Here is a 16866-nt window from a genome sequence, read left to right as displayed (position 1 = left end):
AACGGGGTGCTTAGTGTAATCCCGCCCGGCCACGACGGCCGGCAACGCGGGGGCGCTGCCGGCCGGGTGCGACGAAATGTCTCAGGGCGCGCGCACGACTACGTCGTCCTTGCCGCAGTCGTCCACGTCGCTCTGGTCCATGGTGGCGTAGGGCTGGAAAGCCGGCAGGTCGCGTGCCAGCGCCTGCTGGCTGGCCAGCATCGCCGGCAGGCGGTTGCACAGCTGCTTGGCCTGGGCTTCGATCTTGGCCGCTTCGTCGTTGATGCGCTTTTCGATGCCCTCGCTGTCACCGCTGAAGACGCCCTTCAGGGCTTCGCCGGCGGCATTGACGCCCAGCCGCGCACCGGCCACGCCGATGTCCATGCCGTCGCTGGCGATGCCGGCGATGTGGCCGCGGTATTCCTGCAGCTGGCGCCGCTGCGCTTCATTGGTCGGCGACTCGGTGCCGCCGATCAGCAGGCGGCCGTCCGGGGTGATCTCGGCACGGGCCTGGCCCTTGCCGGAGATCTTGATGTTGCCCTGGGCGATCTCGCGGCGCGCCTTGTCGGTGGCGTCCTTGATCTCCTTGCCCACCGTGCTGCTGGCCTCGGCCACGGTTTTGCCGGCGCTGTCGGTGGTGGACGATGGGGACGTCCCGCCGCAGGCCATCAGCGGCAGGCACAGCAGGGTAGCGGGCAGCAGGCGCAGCAGGTTCATGACAGTTTCCTTCCGTTGAATGAGGTGGAATTACTTGCCGCGCGGCAGGGTGACGCTGCCGCCGATATCGCGGTGGCGCACATCGCCACTGCCGCTGTGCTGCACGGTCAGGCTGCCGCGGGCGCCATTGACGGTGATGTCGCCCGAGCCGTGGCTGCGTACGCGCACGTTGCCGCCCACCTCGCTGATCTCCACGTCGCCGGAGCCGACCACGCCCACCTCGACATCGCCCTTGACCCGCTGGAAATCGATATCGCCCGATCCCACGGTTTCCAGGCGCACGCTGCCGCCCACGTCGAACAGGTCCAGATCGCCCGAGCCGACGGTGCCGGTGCGGGCATCGCCGCGGATGTTGCGCGCCTTCACTTCGCCCGAGCCCAGCGACAGCAGCTCCAGCGAGCCGGCACCGTCGATGTCCAGGTCGCCCGAACCGACGGCGGCATGCACGCTGCCGCGGGTGCCGCGGGCACGGCCATCGCCGGAGCCCACGTCCATGCTCAGCGACTGTGCGTTTTCAACGCTGCCATCGCCGGAGCCGATCTTGAACTGCAGCGGCAGGTTGTCCGGCACGCTGCCGCCGATGTCCAGCCAGGCATAGCTGTTGCCCAGCGACAGGGCCGAGCGGCCATCGCGGCGCAGGCTGACCACCAGCTTGTCGCCCACCCGCTGCTGGTCCAGCACCAGCTGGTCCAGCCAGTCGGCAGTGGAGGCACAGGCGCGTCCTTCGAGCTGGCCGCCGCCACTGCGGGCGACCACCTTCAGGTCGTGCTGGTTCACTTCGAACACCACCGCTTTCACCCCGGCTGTTTCCAGCTTCAGCGCGCGGGGCGCCGAGTGCTTGCAGTTCGGGGCATCGGCAGCCAGCGCCGACAGCGGCAACAGCAACAACGCAGAGCAGGCAAGCAGGGTACGCATGAGGGTGCCTCCAGTAGTGGTAGAGGGGAGCGTCAGATTTCGCCAGCGCGCCGGCGCAGGCGGATGGCGATGAAGATGAAGGCCACGCCGAACGCCGCGCCGATCCACAGATCGGGCATCGCCAGCGACTTCAGCTGCTGGGCAGGGTTCATCAGCGAGACGATCGTATCCAGGCTCTTGTGCTCGTCGCTGGAGGCAAGGCGGTACACCAGATCCACGCCTGGAACGGTGCCCAGCAACAGGCGGCCGACGATGTGCTGCCAGAACCAGCCGGTGCTCATGTCGAACAGGTGCATCACCTTGGTGGTGCTGACGATGATGCCGGCGAACAGGGGCAGCATCACCGCCCACAGGAACGGCTTGCTCTTGGCCCAGGCCGAGCAGAGCAGCAGCCAGCCGGCAGTGGGCAGCGCCCACAACGCATAGACGGGGATGGCGGCGAGCAGGCCGGCGGACAGGGTGAGCGGGCTGGCTGGGCCCCAGATCAGGGTGGTAGGGCTGCCGCCATGGGTCAACGCAACCAGGCTGATGATCAGCAGGAAACCGAACATGGTGGCGATGCCAGCCAGCGTGGCGACCAGCGGGGCCACGACCAGTGCGCTGAGCACCTTGGACAGTACGGTCTGGGTGTCGGACAGCGGCAGCGACTTCCAGAACAGGATGCTGCGGTCGCGGCGATCATCGTACAGCGCACCCAGGCAGTAGAAGAACACCACGAAGGCCAGTACCAGGAAGGGCCAGGTCGAGCTGAGGATGAGGGTCAGGTCCAGGCCGTTGCCCAGGTCCGCCATGTCCTTGGCGCTGATCTGGCGGGTCAACAGGCCCAGATCCAGGCCGTTGATGTTCACGTCCTCGCCGTCGATGTGCAGGCCGCCATCGCGCGCGGCACGATGCAGGGCAAACAGGCCCAGGCCGATGCCAACGCCGCTCATCAGCAACGAGACAATGCCGGCGATGACCGGGGCGTACAGGAAACCGCCGCGGTTTTCCCAGTATTCGCGCTTGAGCAGCCAGCGCAGCGTGCCTGCGGGGCTGACCGGATGATTGACGGCATTCATGCGTAGGTCCCCTTCATGACAGCAACGAACAGATCGGCCAGGCCCGCAGTGCGGGTTTCGCCCAGGGTGGAAAGCTGGCTGCGCGGCACGCCGTCATACAGCAGCACGGTCTTGCCGAACGCCAGGCTGCGCTCGTCGATCGGCTTGAGGGCGCGCGCGGTTTCCAGCTGTTCGGCGCCGACCAGCAGTTCGGTATAGCGTTCGCCCACCTCGTCCATTTCTGCGCTGAGCACGATGCGGCCGTCACGGATGAACATCACATCGCTGAGGATGTGCTCGATCTCTTCCACCTGGTGGGTGGTGACGATGATGGTCTTCTGCTCGTCGAAGTAGTCTTCCAGCAGGCGCTGGTAGAACTCCTTGCGGTACAGGATGTCCAGGCCCAGGGTCGGCTCGTCCAGCACCAGGATGCGGGCGTCGATGGCCATCACCAGGGCCAGGTGCAGCTGCACGATCATGCCCTTGGACAGCTCGCGCACGCGCTGCCTGGGCTGCAGCTTGGTGCTGGCCAGGAAGCGTTCGCAGCGGGCGCGGTCGAAGCGCGGGTGCACGCCGGCGACGAAGTCGATGGCCTCGCGTACGCGCAGCCAGCGCGGCAGCACCGCCACGTCGGCGATGAAGCAGATTTCCTTCATCAGCTCGTCGCGGTGCAGGCGCGGGTCACGGCCGAGCACGCTCAGCTCGCCCTCCACCTCGGTCAGGCCCAAGATGGCCTTCAGGGCGGTGGTCTTGCCGGCGCCATTGGGGCCGATAAGGCCGACGATGCGCCCGGCGGGGATATCGAAGGTGGTGTTGTCGAGGGCGAGGGTGTTCTTGTAGGCCTTGCGCAGACCCTTGGCGGTAATCACCGCTGGGCTGGATTCAACGTTCACGACACTGGCATTCATGAGGATTTCCCCTGGGGCAGCAATTCGTTCAGGCTCAGGCCCAGGCGCTGGATGCGCTCCAGGACCGCCGGCCATTCGTCGTTGAGGAAGCGGTCGCGCTCGCTGCTGCGCAGCTGCGTGGCCGCCTGCTCGGTCATGAACATGCCCAGGCCGCGGCGCTTTTCCACCAGGCCTTCATCGGCCAGTTCCTGGTAAGCGCGCGAAACGGTGATGGGGTTCAGTTGATAGTCGGCCGCCACCTGGCGGACCGAGGGCAGGGCATCGCCCGGCTTCAGGATGCCGTCGAGCATCATGGCAATCACGCGCTCCTTCAGCTGGCGGTAGATGGGAGCGCCGTCGCTCCACTGGATGTCGCTCATGGTCAGCTCCGTGGGGTCAGCGGCTGTGCGAACGAGAAATACGGCATGGACAGGGAGCTGTGCAGCCGACGCGGGGGGAGGGTTCGGCGGTCCCTGCCGGGGTGGAGATCGCGTCCTGCGTGGAATCGGGGGAGGGGGAGGATTCTGCCGGCGGTGCCGGCAGCAGCAGCCACGTCAGCACGAACAGGGTTGAAACAGCGGTGACCGCGGGAGCGGTATGGCTGCGACGCATCCGGATGTTCATGGTTCCCCCTGTCTCAGGTGACTGGTGTTGTATGCAACTATAACACCGGCACGCCCATGTGCAACCCCCGACGCGCCCCAACTGATGGCAGGGGCCATGAACGGGCGCGGTTGCGAATCCAAGCTGTTGATTTCATTGCAATGGCATCGGCGAACGCCGTCTTGGACACGGGCCTGGCATTCATACATGTGTAGAGCGTGTCCAGCAAGGGCGCGCCAATCGGGCCCCGCGCGTGCCGCCACGGCGGGCAAAGTGGATGCCCGGCGGCCGCGACAGTGCGCTGGCAGGCCGGTGCTATAGTTCGGCCGATCCCCGGTCTGAAAGGGCCGGGCCCCTGTTGCAGCTACCGTGGAATGTCCCGCATGCCTGTGTTTCTCACTGCTCCGCGCCGCCTGCGCGGCCTGTCCCTGCTGGCTGTGCTGGCGCTGGGCCTGGCGGGTTCCGCCAGCGCCGTGGCCGCCGACCTGCTGGACGTGAATTACCGGCCGCTGGCCGGCAAGCAGCAGGTGAACCTGCTCAAGCGCTATCAGGGCCAGGTGCTGCTGGTGGTCAATACGGCCAGCAAGTGCGGCTACACCCCCCAGTACGAAGGGCTGGAAACGCTGCAGAAGCAGTACGCCAGCCGCGGTTTCGCCGTGCTGGGTTTCCCGTCCAACGACTTCAAGGGGCAGGAACCGGGCGACGAGAAGCAGATCCAGGATTTCTGCACGCTCACCTATGGGGTGAAGTTCCCCATGTTCGAGAAGGTGCACGTGGTAGGCGAACAGGCCACGCCGCTGTACCAGCGCCTGACCGCCGCCACCGGCGTGGCCCCGGGATGGAACTTCCACAAATACCTGATCGGCCGCGACGGCAAGGTCATCGCCCAGTTCGCCAGCAAGGTCACCCCGGATGATCCGCAGCTGGGCGCGGCCATCAGCAAGGCGCTGGCCGCACCGGCACCGCGTTGATCACCGGCACGCATGCCTCGACATCTCCGGCATGCGTGCGACAATGGTTCTTTTCGCGCCGACGTCGGCGCCCAGACACTTCCAGGAATGCAGCGAATGAAGATGGGAATGCGCGGCGCCGCGGCGTCGGTTCTGATTCTGGCGATGGGTACCTCTGGTGTCGCCCTGTCGCAACAACCGGCCGCACCGGCGGCCGCCAAGGAGACCGCAACCTTGAATTCCCCCAAGCAGAAGCTCGGCTACGCCATCGGTCTGGATGTGGCCAAGTCGTTCGCGCCGATCGCCGATGAAATCGACGTGGCCGCCCTGCGCACCGCCGTGGAGCGTTCGTTTGAAGGCCTGCAGCCGCAGATCACCCAGGAGCAGGCCAAGGCCACCGATGCCGCCCTGCGCCAGGTAGTGATGGCCCGCAACGGCCAGCAGGTGCCGGGCGTTGCGCCGGGCTCGCAGCCGCCGAAGGTGGACCGCGTGAAGGTCGCGCAGATGATCGGTTCGTACTCCATCGGTCCGTCGCTGGCGCAGCTGAAGGACGATATCGATACCGCCTCGCTGTTTGACGCGATCAGCACCGGCCTGACCAAGGGCCAGGCGAAGATGACCGAAGCTGACGCAACCGCCACCATCCAGTCGTTCATGGGTGCCAAGCAGGCCGAGATGCAGGCCAAGGCCGCGCAGGCCGCGCAGACCAACCGCAGCGAAGGCAACGCCTTCCTGGCCAAGAACAAGACCCAGCCGGGCGTGGTGACCACCCCGTCGGGCCTGCAGTACCAGGTGATCCGCCCGGGCAGCGGCGAGCGTCCGCTGCCGAGCAGCAAGGTGCGCGTGAACTACGAAGGCAAGCTGCTGGACGGCACCGTCTTCGACAGCTCCGCTGGCCGTGGCCCGGCCGAATTCGGTCTGGACCAGGTCATCAAGGGCTGGACCGAAGGCGTGGCGCTGATGCCGGTGGGCTCGAAGTACCGCTTCTGGATCCCGGGCGAACTGGCCTACGGTGAGAACGGTACCCCGGGCGGCCCGATCGGCCCGAACGCCACCCTGACCTTCGACGTCGAGCTGCTGGGCGTCCTGCCGTAAGCGACCACGGAGCCAGCACGGATATGCGCGTTGCGATTTTCGGTACCGGGTACGTCGGTCTGGTGACCGGCACCTGCCTGGCCGACGTAGGCCACCAGGTGGTCTGCGTCGACATCGACCAGGCCAAGGTGGATGGGCTCAACCAGGGCATCATCCCGATCTACGAACCCGGCCTTGAGCCGATGGTGAAGGCCAACCATGCCGCGCTGCGGCTGTCCTTCACCACCGATGGCGCCAGCGCCATCGGCCACGGCCAGGTGGTCTTCATCGCGGTGGGTACGCCCCCCGACGAAGACGGCAGTGCCGATCTGCAGTACGTGCTGGCCGTGGCCCGCACCATCGGCCGCCACATGGCGGTGCCGACGGTGGTGGTGAACAAGTCGACGGTGCCGGTGGGCACCGCCGACAAGGTGCGCGCGGCCATTGCCGAAGAGCTGGCGGCGCGCGGTGCGGACATCGCCTTCGATGTGGTGTCCAACCCCGAATTCCTGAAGGAAGGCGATGCGGTGGCCGACTGCATGCGCCCGGACCGCATCATCATCGGCGCCAGCAGCGCCGACTCGGTGGCGGTGATGCGCCGCCTGTATGCACCGTTCAACCGCAACCACGATCGCGTGGTGGAAATGGACGTGCGTTCGGCCGAGCTGACCAAGTACGCGGCCAACGCGATGCTGGCGACCAAGATTTCGTTCATGAACGAAATCGCCAACATCGCCGAACGCGTGGGTGCCGACGTCGAACAGGTCCGCCAGGGCATCGGTTCGGACCCGCGCATCGGCTGGCACTTCATCTATCCCGGTGCCGGCTACGGCGGTTCGTGCTTCCCCAAGGATGTGCAGGCGCTGGCGCGCACCGCCCAGCAGTACGGCCTGGAGCCGAAGCTGTTGAACGCGGTCGAAGCGGTGAACGATGCCCAGAAGGGACACCTGTTCGCGCTCATCCAGCGCCACTACGACAAGGGCGAGGACGAGGGCGTGCGCGGCAAGACCTTTGCCGTGTGGGGCCTGGCCTTCAAGCCCAACACCGATGACATGCGCGAAGCCTCCAGCCGCCGCCTGCTGGCGCAGCTGTGGGAAGGCGGTGCCACGGTGCGTGCCTACGATCCGGAAGCGATGCACGAATCGCAGCGCATCTTCGGTGAGCGCGACGACCTGGTGTTCTGCGCCAATGCCAACGAAGCGCTGGAAGGCGCCGATGCACTGGTGGTGGTGACCGAATGGAAGCAGTTCCGCAGCCCCGATTTCCAGATGCTGCGCGAGCGGCTGAAGGATGCGGTGGTGTTCGACGGGCGCAACCTGTACGACCCGGCCGAAGTGGAAGCCGCCGGCGTGGCGTACTACGGTATCGGCCGGGGGCGTTCGCTGCATGTCTGAGCTGCCCACCGAACGCGAACAGGCGCTGGAAGCGCGCCTGATCGAGCTGGAAATGCGCGTGTCCTTCCAGGAACACGCGCTGGCCGAACTGAGCGATGCATTGGCCGACGCCCGCATGCAGGGCACGCGCAACGCCGATGTGCTGCGCGTGCTGCTGGAAGACCTGGGCAAGGTGCGCAACGCACTGAATTCTTCTGATCCGGCGAGCGAACCGCCGCCGCCGCACTACTGATCTGCATTCCTATGAGCGATACCCTCCGCGACCAGCTGATGGGCCTGGGCTTCAAGCCGGCGCCCAAGCCCGAGCGCAAGAACGATGCCCCCCGCCGTGATGGCCGCCCGCAGGGCAAGGGTGGCAATGGCAATGGAAAGCCGCAGGGCGCAGGCAAGGGCGAGCACAAGCCCGGTGAGCGCCGTGGTGGCCACGGCCACGCTGGCGCAGGCAAGCCCGGGCAGTCCCGTGGGCCGGGCGGGCAGGGTCCGCGCAAGCCGCGTTCTGCCGAGGAAATGGACCTGGCCAAGGCCTATGCCATCCGCGCCCAGAAAGAAAAGCAGGAACGCATTGAAAGCGAACGCCTGAAGCAGGAAGAGGCGCGCGTGCGCCGCGAGGCCAAGGCCAAGCTGGAAGAACTGCTGAAGGACAAGAGCCTGAATGCCGAGGCGGCCGACATCGCCCGCCACTTCCCGTATGGCGGCAAGATCAAGCGCATCTACGTAACCCCCGAACAGCTGACCGCGCTCAATGCCGGTGAACTGGGCGTGGTCCAGCTCAATGGCCGCTACCTGCTGGTGACCGCCGAAGTGCTGGCGCAGTCCGAGGCGGTGTTCGCCGCGTCGGTCGCGCTGAAGGTCGACCCGAACGCGCCGGCCGAGGAAGACCCGTACGCCGATCCGCAGTACCAGGTGCCCGACGACCTGGTCTGGTAACGAACTATCGCCGTGGCGCCCCCTGCGGCAGCAGCGGCAGGGGGAAAGGGATGTCCACTGATCCAAGCCGCGGCTACGTGCCGCACATTGACGGCCTGCGTGCGATTGCCGTGCTGGCCGTCATCGTGTTCCACCTGGACCCGGCCTGGCTGCCGGGCGGATTCACCGGCGTGGACGTGTTCTTCGTCATCTCCGGCTTCGTGGTCAGTGCGTCGGTGCATCGCCTGCCGGCCCTGTCCTGGCGCGCCTCGATGCTGCGCTTCTATGCGCGCCGGGTACGCCGCATCGCGCCCGCGCTGGTGGCCTGCCTGCTGGCGACGGCTGTGGCCAGCGTGTTGTTCATTCCCGATTCGTGGCTCAGCGAAGCGTCCGACAAGACCGGGTTGATGGCCTTCTTCGGGCTGAGCAACTGGGTGCTGGCGGCCGTTGGCAACGACTACTTCGCGCCCAAGGCCGAGTTCAATCCCTATACGCACACCTGGTCGCTGGGGGTGGAAGAGCAGTTCTACGTGCTGTTCCCGCTGCTGTTCCTGGCCTGGGCTCGCGGCCCGCGCGGCCGTTGGCTGAGCCTTGCGCTGTTCGCCGCGGTAAGCGTGGGGTCTTTGCTGCATGCGGCCCTGCTGGGGTTGCGTGATGCGCCGCCGGCCTGGGCGTTCTACGCCACCAGCACCCGCTTGTGGCAGTTGGGCGTGGGCGTTCTGCTGTTCCAGCTGCTGCATGTTGCCGATCGCGGTGAGCCTGGCAGTGCTGAACGGGTGGGCCGTTGGCGCTGGGCGTGGTCAGCGTTGGCCCTGCTGTCGCTGGGCGCACTGGGCTTCGCGCTGTGGACGGCGCGTGCCGGGCGCTCGCCCTGGCCGGACGGCGTGCTGCCAGCGCTGGCCACGGCCGGCCTGCTGCTGGCCCTGCACCAGCACCCGCAGGCATGGATCGCGCGGCTGTTGGCCAGTGCGCCGATGCGGCGGATCGGCCTGCTGTCCTACTCGCTGTACCTGTGGCATTGGCCGGTGTTCGTGCTGATGCGCTGGACCGTGGGCCTGGAAACGGCCCTGCAGATGTCCGTGGCCAGTGCGCTGGTGGCGCTGCTGGCATGGATCTCGTGGCGCTGGATCGAGCAGCCCTTCCGTGGACCCAGGTGGCAGCACCTTCCACCCGGGCGCTGGGTCGCAGCCGGCGTGCTGACCCTGCTGCTGGCTGGCGGCCTGCAGGCGTTGCTGTACTGGCAGTCGCCCCTGCTGTCGCTGAGCACGGTCAGCCGCCATCCGGCGGACTGGTACCCCGACGGCAGAAGCGTGGCGGCTGATTACCCCGGGTGCGCGCTGCAGGTGGGCAAGCACCGCTACCCCGGTGGCAGCGCACGCACCTTCGCCCGCGGCGACTGCCCGCGCGCAGGGGCCGTGCAGGGGCCGGCGCAGGTGTTCCTGGCCGGCGATTCGCATGCCATGGCCTACCGCGAGCTGCTGCAGCGGCTGGCGCTGGAAACCGGTTCGACGGTGTCGCTGTACGGCCGCGGTGGCTGCCCGCAGATCAGCCTGCAGCAGTGGCGGGGTGCCGGTGCGGGCTGTGCCGAGCATGATGCGGCCGTGCGCGCGGACATCGCCGCGCGTGCGCAGCCGGGGGATGTGGTGGTGCTTGTGTCACTGCGGGTACCGCGCCTGTCCGACCAGTACGTGCTGTTCGACGCGCAGGCGCAGCTGGCGGGCGAGCGCAGTGCGCAGGCCGCCGCCGGCCGCAACGCCGAGGTGGCCGAGGCCATCGCGCAGTGGCTGCCGCTGGCCCAGCGCGGCGTGCGTATCGTGATCGAAGCGCCGAAGCCGGTGCTGCCGGCACCGCCGTACCGCTGTTCCGACCGCTTCAACGCCGGCAATGCGGTCTGCCGCAACGGCCTGGATATTTCGAGGGCGGACATGGAAGCGCTGCGAGCGCCGATGCTGGGCAGCCTGCAGCAGGTGGTCGATGGCCTGCCAGGCGCAGTGCTGTGGGATCCCTTGCCTGACCTCTGCACGGCCACGACGTGCGCGGCGCAGCGTGATGGCCGACCGTTGTTCTTCGACGGCGACCATCTGAGCGGTCATGGCAACCGCGTGCTGCTGCCCTCCCTGCAGCGGGTGTTGCAGCCGTAGCGCCGGGCCGTGCCCGGCACACGGGACCGTCGGCCATCAGCGCTCGATCGCTTGCCCGGCCTGCCATACAGCGTGGATGTGCTGGGTATTGCCGATGTCGGCCAAGGGATCGGCATCGAGCACCAGCAGGTCGGCACGCTTGCCGGCGGCAATGCGGCCGCGATCGTCCATGCCCAGCAGCGCGGCGGCGTCGGCGGTGGCGGTCTGCAGGGCCTGGGCCGGGCTGAAACCGGCCTCGGTCAGCAGCTTCAGTTCGCGGTGTTCGGCAAATCCAATCACCCGCTGTGGCATCGCCCCGGCATCGGTACCGAAGCCGAACTTCACTTTGGCCGCGCTCAGCCGGCGCAGGTTTTCCAGGTTCATCGCCACCGCTGCGCGCGCACCGGGAATGTTGGCCCCGGCCAGCTGCTCGCGCTGCCACTGCGGCTGCTGCCAGCGCGCGCGCACCGCAGCGGGCAGGGCATCGCGCAGGAACGGCTGCTGCAGTGCCTGCGGGTTTTCCGCATACCAGTAGTTGGCTTCGTCGATGTTCACCGTGGCGATGTACCAGGTGCCCTGGTCGTGCATCTTCCGCGCCAGCATCGGGTCCACCGCGCGATCGCGGATACCGTGGGCGATGATGTCCACGCGTGCATCCACCAGGTCGCGCGCCTGCTCCAGGTCGTGGATGTGCGCGGCAACCTTCAGGCCACGCGCGTGGGCCTCGGCAATGGCGGCGCGGTAGATCTCCGGTGCCATCATCGGGAACTGGCCGCCCAGCGAATCCACCCAGAGCTTGATCACGTCCACGCCGTCGGCCTGCTGCGTGGCGACGGCGGCGCGGGCTTCCTCGGCATTGCGTGGCCGCGCCACCGGGTCGTGGGCCAGGCCCATGGCGGCCGCCGGCGGTGCACCGGCGAAGGCACCGATGCCGGCACCAGCGCCGTACAGCTGCGCGCCCAGCGTGGGCGAGGCGTTCACTTCCTTGCGGATATCGAAGAAGGCCGGGCCATTCATGCCCAGCGCGGTGACCGTGGTGATGCCGTAGCGCTGGAACTGGCGCAAATCACGCACCACGTTGTCGCGGGTGTAATAGCGATCGCCGTGCTGCAGGCCTTCGGTGTTGCCCACGTGCGCGTGGTTGCTGACCAGGCCGGGCAGCACGGTCTTGCCCTGGTAGTCGATGCGCCGGGCCGTGGTCGCGGCGGCCGGCAGCGGCGTACCGACATGCACGATGCGCTCGCCGTCGATCAGGACCGGGGTGATGCCCAGGTCGCGGCGGCCGTCGAATACCCGGGCATTTTCCAGCAGGATCGGCTGGGCGGCGGCGGGAACGGCGGCGGTGGCGGCAAGCAGCAACGCCCACAGGCGGGTCGGTCGCATCGGCAACTCCGGTCAGGGGGAAGCCCGAGGGTAACCGATGGGCCGCACGCGGGCGTGTGCGCCGGGTCTATTCGGGATCGTAATCCAGGTTCGACGCCAGCCAGCGCTCGGCCTGTGCACGCTCCACGCCCTTGCGCCGCGCGTAGTCGGTCACCTGTTCACGGCTCAGGCGGCCGACCACGAAGTACTGACTCTGCGGGTGGCTGAAGTAATAGCCCGACACGGCAGCGGTGGGCAGCATGGCGAAGCTTTCGGTCAGTTCCATGCTGGCGTGGGTTTCGGCCTGCAGCAGATCGAACAGCCGGCGCTTCTCGCTGTGCTCGGGGCAGGCCGGGTAGCCGGGGGCCGGGCGGATGCCGCGGTACTGCTCATCGATCAGCGCTTCGTTGTCGAGGGTCTCGGCATGGTCGTAGCCCCAGAACCCGGTGCGCACACGCTGGTGCAGGCGTTCGGCCAACGCTTCGGCGAAGCGGTCGGCCAGCGCCTTCAGCAGGATCGCGTTGTAGTCATCGTGGTCGGCCTCGAAGCGGGCCACGTGTGCATCGATGCCGATGCCGGCGGTGACCGCGAATGCGCCGATCCAGTCCTGCCTGCCGCTGTCGGCCGGGGCGATGAAATCGGCCAGGCAGAAGTCGGGGCGCTCGGCCGGCTTGTCCACCTGCTGGCGCAGGAAGTGCAGGGTGGTCTCACCAGACGGGTGCTGCACGCGGACATCATCGCCCACGCTGTTGGCCGGCCACAGGCCGAACACCGCCTTGGCGGTCAGCCACTGCTCGTCCACGATGCGCGCCAGCATCGCCCGTGCATCGCGGTACAGATCGCTGGCCTGGGGGCCGACGATCTGGTCGGTCAGGATCGCGGGGAACTTGCCGGCCAGTTCCCAGGCCTGGAAGAACGGGGTCCAGTCGATGTAGTCGACCAGCTCGGCCAACGGGTAGTCATCGAACACATGCAGGCCGGGCTGCTTCGGCGCAGGAGGGATGTAGCTGTCCCAGCCGCCCTGGAACTTCTGCCCGCGCGCATGTTCCAGGCTGACCAGGCGCTTGGCGTCACCGCGGTTGCGATGGCGGGCCCGGATCTCGGCATAGTCCGCTTCGTTGGCGGCCACGAAGGCATCGCGCAGCTCGCGCGAGATCAGTGACTGCGCCACGCCCACCGCACGCGAGGCATCCTTCACCCACACGGTGGGGGCCTGGTAATGCGGGTCGATCTTCAGCGCGGTGTGCGCGCGCGAGGTGGTGGCGCCGCCGATCAGCAAGGGCAGGACGAAGCCCTGCCGCTGCATTTCGCGGGCGACGTGGCTCATTTCCTCCAGCGAGGGGGTGATCAGCCCGGACAGGCCGACCAGATCGGCATTGTGCTCGCGCGCGGCGTCGAGAATCTTCTGCGCCGGCACCATCACGCCCAGGTCGATCACTTCGAAGTTGTTGCAGGCCAGGACCACGCCGACGATGTTCTTGCCGATGTCATGCACATCGCCCTTCACCGTGGCCATGATGATGCGGCCGTTGCTCTTGGCGGTATCGCCGCTGCGTGCCTTTTCGGCCTCGATGTACGGCAGCAGGTAGGCCACCGCTTTCTTCATCACGCGCGCGGATTTGACCACCTGCGGCAGGAACATTTTTCCGGCCCCGAACAGGTCGCCGACGATGTTCATGCCATCCATCAGCGGGCCTTCGATCACGTCCAGCGGGCGGCTGGAGCCCTGCCGCGCCAGTTCGGTGTCTTCCTCCACCCAGGCGTCCAGGCCGTGCACCAGCGCATGCGCCAGGCGCTGGGCCATCGGTTTTTCTCGCCAGGACAGGTCCTCGGTCTTGGCCGCGCCCTTCTTGCCCTTGTAGCGCTCGGCGATCTCCAGCAGGCGCTCGGTGGCGTCGCTGCGGCGGTTGAGGATCACATCCTCCACGCGCTCGCGCAGGTCCGGTTCCAGCTCGTCGTAGATCGGCATGGCGCCGGCGTTGACGATGCCCATGTCCATGCCGGCGGCAATGGCGTGGTACAGGAAGACCGAATGGATGGCCTGGCGCACCGTCTCGTTGCCACGGAACGAGAACGACACGTTGGAGACGCCGCCGGAGACATGGCAGTGCGGCAGCGTCTGCTTGATGATGCGGGTGGCTTCGATGAAGTCCACCGCATAGTTGTCGTGCTCTTCGATGCCGGTGGCCACGGCGAAGATGTTCGGGTCGAAGATGATGTCCTGCGGCGGGAAGCCGATCTCATCGACCAGGATGCGGTAGGCGCGGGTGCAGATCTCCACCTTGCGCGCGCAGGTGTCGGCCTGGCCGGTTTCGTCGAAGGCCATCACCACCGCGGCGGCGCCGTAGCGCAGCACCTTGCGCGCGTGCTCGCGGAACAGGGCTTCGCCTTCCTTCAGCGAGATCGAGTTGACCACGCTCTTGCCCTGCAGGCACTTCAGGCCGGCTTCGATCACGCTCCACTTCGACGAATCGACCATCACCGGAATGCGCGCGATGTCCGGCTCGGACATGATCAGGTTCAGGTAACGGGTCATCGCCGCCTCCGAATCGATCAGGCCCTCGTCCATGTTCACATCGAGGATCTGCGCACCGCTGGCCACCTGCTGCCGGGCCACGTCCACCGCTTCTTCATAGCGGCCTTCCTTGATGAGCTTGCGGAACTGCGCGCTACCGGTGACGTTGGTGCGTTCGCCCACATTGACGAACAGCAGGTCCGGGGTGATGACCAGTGGTTCCAGGCCGGACAGGCGGGTGTAGGGCGTGGTGCTCATGCGGCCTGCTGCTCCTGTGCGCCGGGCACCGCGCGCGGTGGCAGCCCGGCCACGGCCTGGGCAATGGCACGGATATGGTCCGGGGTGGAGCCGCAGCAACCACCGACCAGGTTCAGCAGCCCATCTTCGGCAAAGCTGCGCAGCGTGGCGGCCATTTCCTCGGGCGTTTCATCGTATTCACCGAAGGCATTGGGCAGGCCGGCGTTGGGGTGCGCGCTGACGTAGCAGTGGGCGACCTGGGCCAGCGTCTCCACATGCGGACGCATCGCGTCGGCGCCCAGCGCGCAGTTCAGGCCGATCGACAGCGGCCGCGAATGCGCCAGCGAGGCGTGGAAGGCTTCGGCGGTCTGCCCGGACAGGGTGCGCCCGGAGGCGTCGGTGATGGTGCCGGAGATCATGATGGGCAGGCGCGCACCGCGTGCATCGAAGGCCTCTTCGATGGCGTACAGGGCGGCCTTGGCGTTCAGCGTGTCGAAGATGGTTTCGACCATCAGAGTATCCGCGCCGCCATCGATCAGGCCGTCAATCGCCTGGCGATAGGTATCGCGCAGGGCGTCGAAGCTGGTGTTGCGGAAGCCGGGATCGTTCACGTCCGGGCTGATCGAAGCGGTGCGGCTGGTCGGGCCGAGTACGCCGATCACGAAGCGCGGCTTGTCCGGGGTAGTGGCCTGCACCGCATCGCAGCAGGCGCGCGCCACGGCGGCACCGGCCTTGTTCAGTTCGTATACCAGGTGTTCCAGGTGGTAGTCGGCCTGGCTGACCGAGGTGGCGTTGAACGTGTTGGTTTCCACCAGGTCCGCACCCGCCTGCAGATAGGCGGTGTGGATGTCGGCGATGACCTGCGGCCGGGTCAACAGCAGCAGGTCGTTGTTGCCCTTCAGGTCATGCCCTTCGGGCGTGCCATGGTCGCAGCCGGGGCCGTGGCTGTGGTCGTAGCCATCGGCGAAGCGTTCACCGCGGTAGTCCGCTTCCTGCAGACCGTGGCGCTGGATCATCGTGCCCATCGCCCCATCGATGATCAGGATGCGCGCGCGCAGGGCGTCAAGCAGGGCGTTGGTACGTTCGGGATGCAACCACGGCAGGCTGGACACGGCGACCTCAGGGCTTGTTGGCGATCAGCGAGATGACTTCAAAGTGCGGCGGGCGTTTTTCGCGCGTGACTGTTTCCAGGCTCGACACCTGCAGGCCGGCCTTGTCCACGAACTTGCGCAGTTCCTTGTCACTGAAACCGAGGTTGACGTGGCCATAGGCTTCCACCGCCGCCTTGTGTTCGTGGCGGGCCAGGCTGCACAGCAGCAGACGGCCGCCCGGGCGCAGCACGCGGGCCGCCTCGGTCACCGCCTGTGCCGGCTTGCTGGCATAGGTCAGCGCGTGCATCAGCACCACCAGGTCGAAGCTGCGGTCCTTGAAGGGCAGGGCATGCATGTCGCCTTCGCGCACTTCCACGTTGGGCAGGCGGCGCAGGCGCTCGCTGGCCGCGGCCACCACGCGCGCGCTGGTGTCGATGCAGATGTAGCGCTTTGCGTGCGGGGCCACCAGTTCGGCCAGCACGCCATCGCCGGAGGCGATGTCCAGCACGTCGCCGGTTTCCAGCAGCGGCAGTGCGGTGCGCGCCAGCGCCTCCCAGGTGCGGCCCGGGGAATAGTGGCGTTCCATGTCGCCGGCCACGCTGTCGGCCCAGTTCTGGTCGGCGGCGCGGTGGGCCAGCACGGCGGCCACGCGTTCAGCATCCTGGCGCAGCAGCGGATCATCGCTTCCATTGCTCAGGGCATGCCACAATGCACGCTGCGCCGGGTCCAGCTGGGCCTCGTCGAAGCGGTAGTAGGCCGACACGCCCGAGCGGCGGTCGCGCACCAGGCCGGCTTCCTTCAGCCGTGCCAGATGGGTGGACACCCGCGGCTGCGCCAGCCGGGTGATGGCCGACAACTCGGCCACGGTCAGCTCTTCCTGCTCCAGCAGCGCCAGCAGGCGCACGCGGGTGGCGTCGGCGAACACCTTCAGGCGGGTCGACCAGTCTTCCAGATCCATAAATATCTACCTATCGCGATATAGAGATATATTCGCCGACGGGTGCTGTCGTGGTCAAGCCGGTGCGGGGGCGAGTCAGCCGCCGATGCCCGCCCGCAGTTACAATCGGCACATCCGGGAG

At 67.4% G+C, this 16866-nt stretch carries 15 protein-coding genes; 6 read left to right on the top strand and 9 right to left on the bottom strand.

Annotated elements, in window-relative coordinates; all coding sequences use genetic code 11:
• Positions 1 to 81 precede the first annotated feature (81 nt).
• From C1922_RS12465 to C1922_RS12445, 5 genes are read right to left on the bottom strand one after another with little or no spacing between them, the layout of a single operon-like run.
• Entirely contained in the window at positions 82 to 696 is a 615-nt protein-coding gene (locus tag C1922_RS12465) for a hypothetical protein (protein ID WP_108750043.1), read from the bottom strand.
• 30 nt (positions 697 to 726) lie between these two features.
• Positions 727 to 1611 (bottom strand): DUF2807 domain-containing protein, encoded by an 885-nt coding sequence (locus C1922_RS12460; protein WP_108750042.1) that lies wholly within the window; start codon positions 1609 to 1611, stop codon positions 727 to 729.
• 32 nt (positions 1612 to 1643) lie between these two features.
• Positions 1644 to 2669: a hypothetical protein gene (locus tag C1922_RS12455; RefSeq protein WP_108750041.1), complete on the bottom strand. Its 1026-nt coding sequence runs from the start codon at positions 2667 to 2669 to the stop codon at positions 1644 to 1646.
• Positions 2666 to 3556 carry an ABC transporter ATP-binding protein gene (locus C1922_RS12450; RefSeq protein ID WP_108750040.1) on the bottom strand — a complete coding sequence of 297 codons (891 nt, stop codon included), beginning with the start codon at positions 3554 to 3556 and terminating at the stop codon, positions 2666 to 2668. Before C1922_RS12450 ends, C1922_RS12455 begins: the two co-directional genes overlap by 4 nt.
• On the bottom strand, positions 3553 to 3915 hold the full coding sequence (locus C1922_RS12445) for a GntR family transcriptional regulator (protein ID WP_108750039.1): 363 nt from the start codon (positions 3913 to 3915) through the stop codon (positions 3553 to 3555). The genes C1922_RS12450 and C1922_RS12445 overlap by 4 nt, the downstream gene beginning before the upstream one ends.
• A gap of 606 nt (positions 3916 to 4521) precedes the next feature.
• Between C1922_RS12445 and C1922_RS12435 the strand changes: the two genes are divergently transcribed.
• From C1922_RS12435 to C1922_RS12410, 6 genes are all read left to right on the top strand, one after another.
• Positions 4522 to 5109: a glutathione peroxidase gene (locus C1922_RS12435; RefSeq protein WP_108750038.1), complete on the top strand. Its 588-nt coding sequence runs from the start codon at positions 4522 to 4524 to the stop codon at positions 5107 to 5109.
• A 96-nt stretch (positions 5110 to 5205) separates the two neighbouring features.
• Entirely contained in the window at positions 5206 to 6183 is a 978-nt protein-coding gene (locus C1922_RS12430; protein ID WP_108750037.1) for an FKBP-type peptidyl-prolyl cis-trans isomerase, read from the top strand.
• 23 nt (positions 6184 to 6206) lie between these two features.
• Positions 6207 to 7556 carry a UDP-glucose/GDP-mannose dehydrogenase family protein gene (locus tag C1922_RS12425; protein ID WP_108750036.1) on the top strand — a complete coding sequence of 450 codons (1350 nt, stop codon included), beginning with the start codon at positions 6207 to 6209 and terminating at the stop codon, positions 7554 to 7556.
• Complete coding sequence (locus C1922_RS12420) at positions 7549 to 7788, top strand: SlyX family protein (protein ID WP_108750035.1); 240 nt, start codon at positions 7549 to 7551, stop codon at positions 7786 to 7788. Before C1922_RS12425 ends, C1922_RS12420 begins: the two co-directional genes overlap by 8 nt.
• An 11-nt stretch (positions 7789 to 7799) precedes the next feature.
• Positions 7800 to 8483, top strand: a complete 684-nt coding sequence (locus C1922_RS12415) for a DUF2058 family protein (protein WP_108750034.1) — start codon at positions 7800 to 7802, stop codon at positions 8481 to 8483.
• 50 nt (positions 8484 to 8533) lie between these two features.
• Positions 8534 to 10603 carry an acyltransferase family protein gene (locus C1922_RS12410; RefSeq protein ID WP_108750033.1) on the top strand — a complete coding sequence of 690 codons (2070 nt, stop codon included), beginning with the start codon at positions 8534 to 8536 and terminating at the stop codon, positions 10601 to 10603.
• 36 nt (positions 10604 to 10639) lie between these two features.
• Here C1922_RS12410 and C1922_RS12405 read toward each other — a convergent pair whose 3' ends face one another.
• The 4 genes from C1922_RS12405 to C1922_RS12390 form a co-directional block, all read right to left on the bottom strand.
• Positions 10640 to 11965 carry an amidohydrolase family protein gene (locus tag C1922_RS12405; RefSeq protein WP_108750032.1) on the bottom strand — a complete coding sequence of 442 codons (1326 nt, stop codon included), beginning with the start codon at positions 11963 to 11965 and terminating at the stop codon, positions 10640 to 10642.
• Positions 11966 to 12032: 67 nt separating this feature from the next.
• Entirely contained in the window at positions 12033 to 14717 is a 2685-nt protein-coding gene (gene metH / locus C1922_RS12400; RefSeq protein WP_108750031.1) for a methionine synthase, read from the bottom strand.
• Complete coding sequence (locus C1922_RS12395; protein WP_108750030.1) at positions 14714 to 15808, bottom strand: homocysteine S-methyltransferase family protein; 1095 nt, start codon at positions 15806 to 15808, stop codon at positions 14714 to 14716. The genes metH and C1922_RS12395 overlap by 4 nt, the downstream gene beginning before the upstream one ends.
• A gap of 7 nt (positions 15809 to 15815) precedes the next feature.
• Positions 15816 to 16745: a metalloregulator ArsR/SmtB family transcription factor gene (locus C1922_RS12390; protein ID WP_108750029.1), complete on the bottom strand. Its 930-nt coding sequence runs from the start codon at positions 16743 to 16745 to the stop codon at positions 15816 to 15818.
• Between the last annotated feature and the right edge of the window lie 121 nt (positions 16746 to 16866).

The organism is Stenotrophomonas sp. ZAC14D2_NAIMI4_7, from assembly GCF_003086675.1.
In the GTDB taxonomy this organism is placed as follows: Bacteria; Pseudomonadota; Gammaproteobacteria; order Xanthomonadales; family Xanthomonadaceae; genus Stenotrophomonas.
This window is presented reverse-complemented; position numbering and strand designations above follow the sequence as displayed.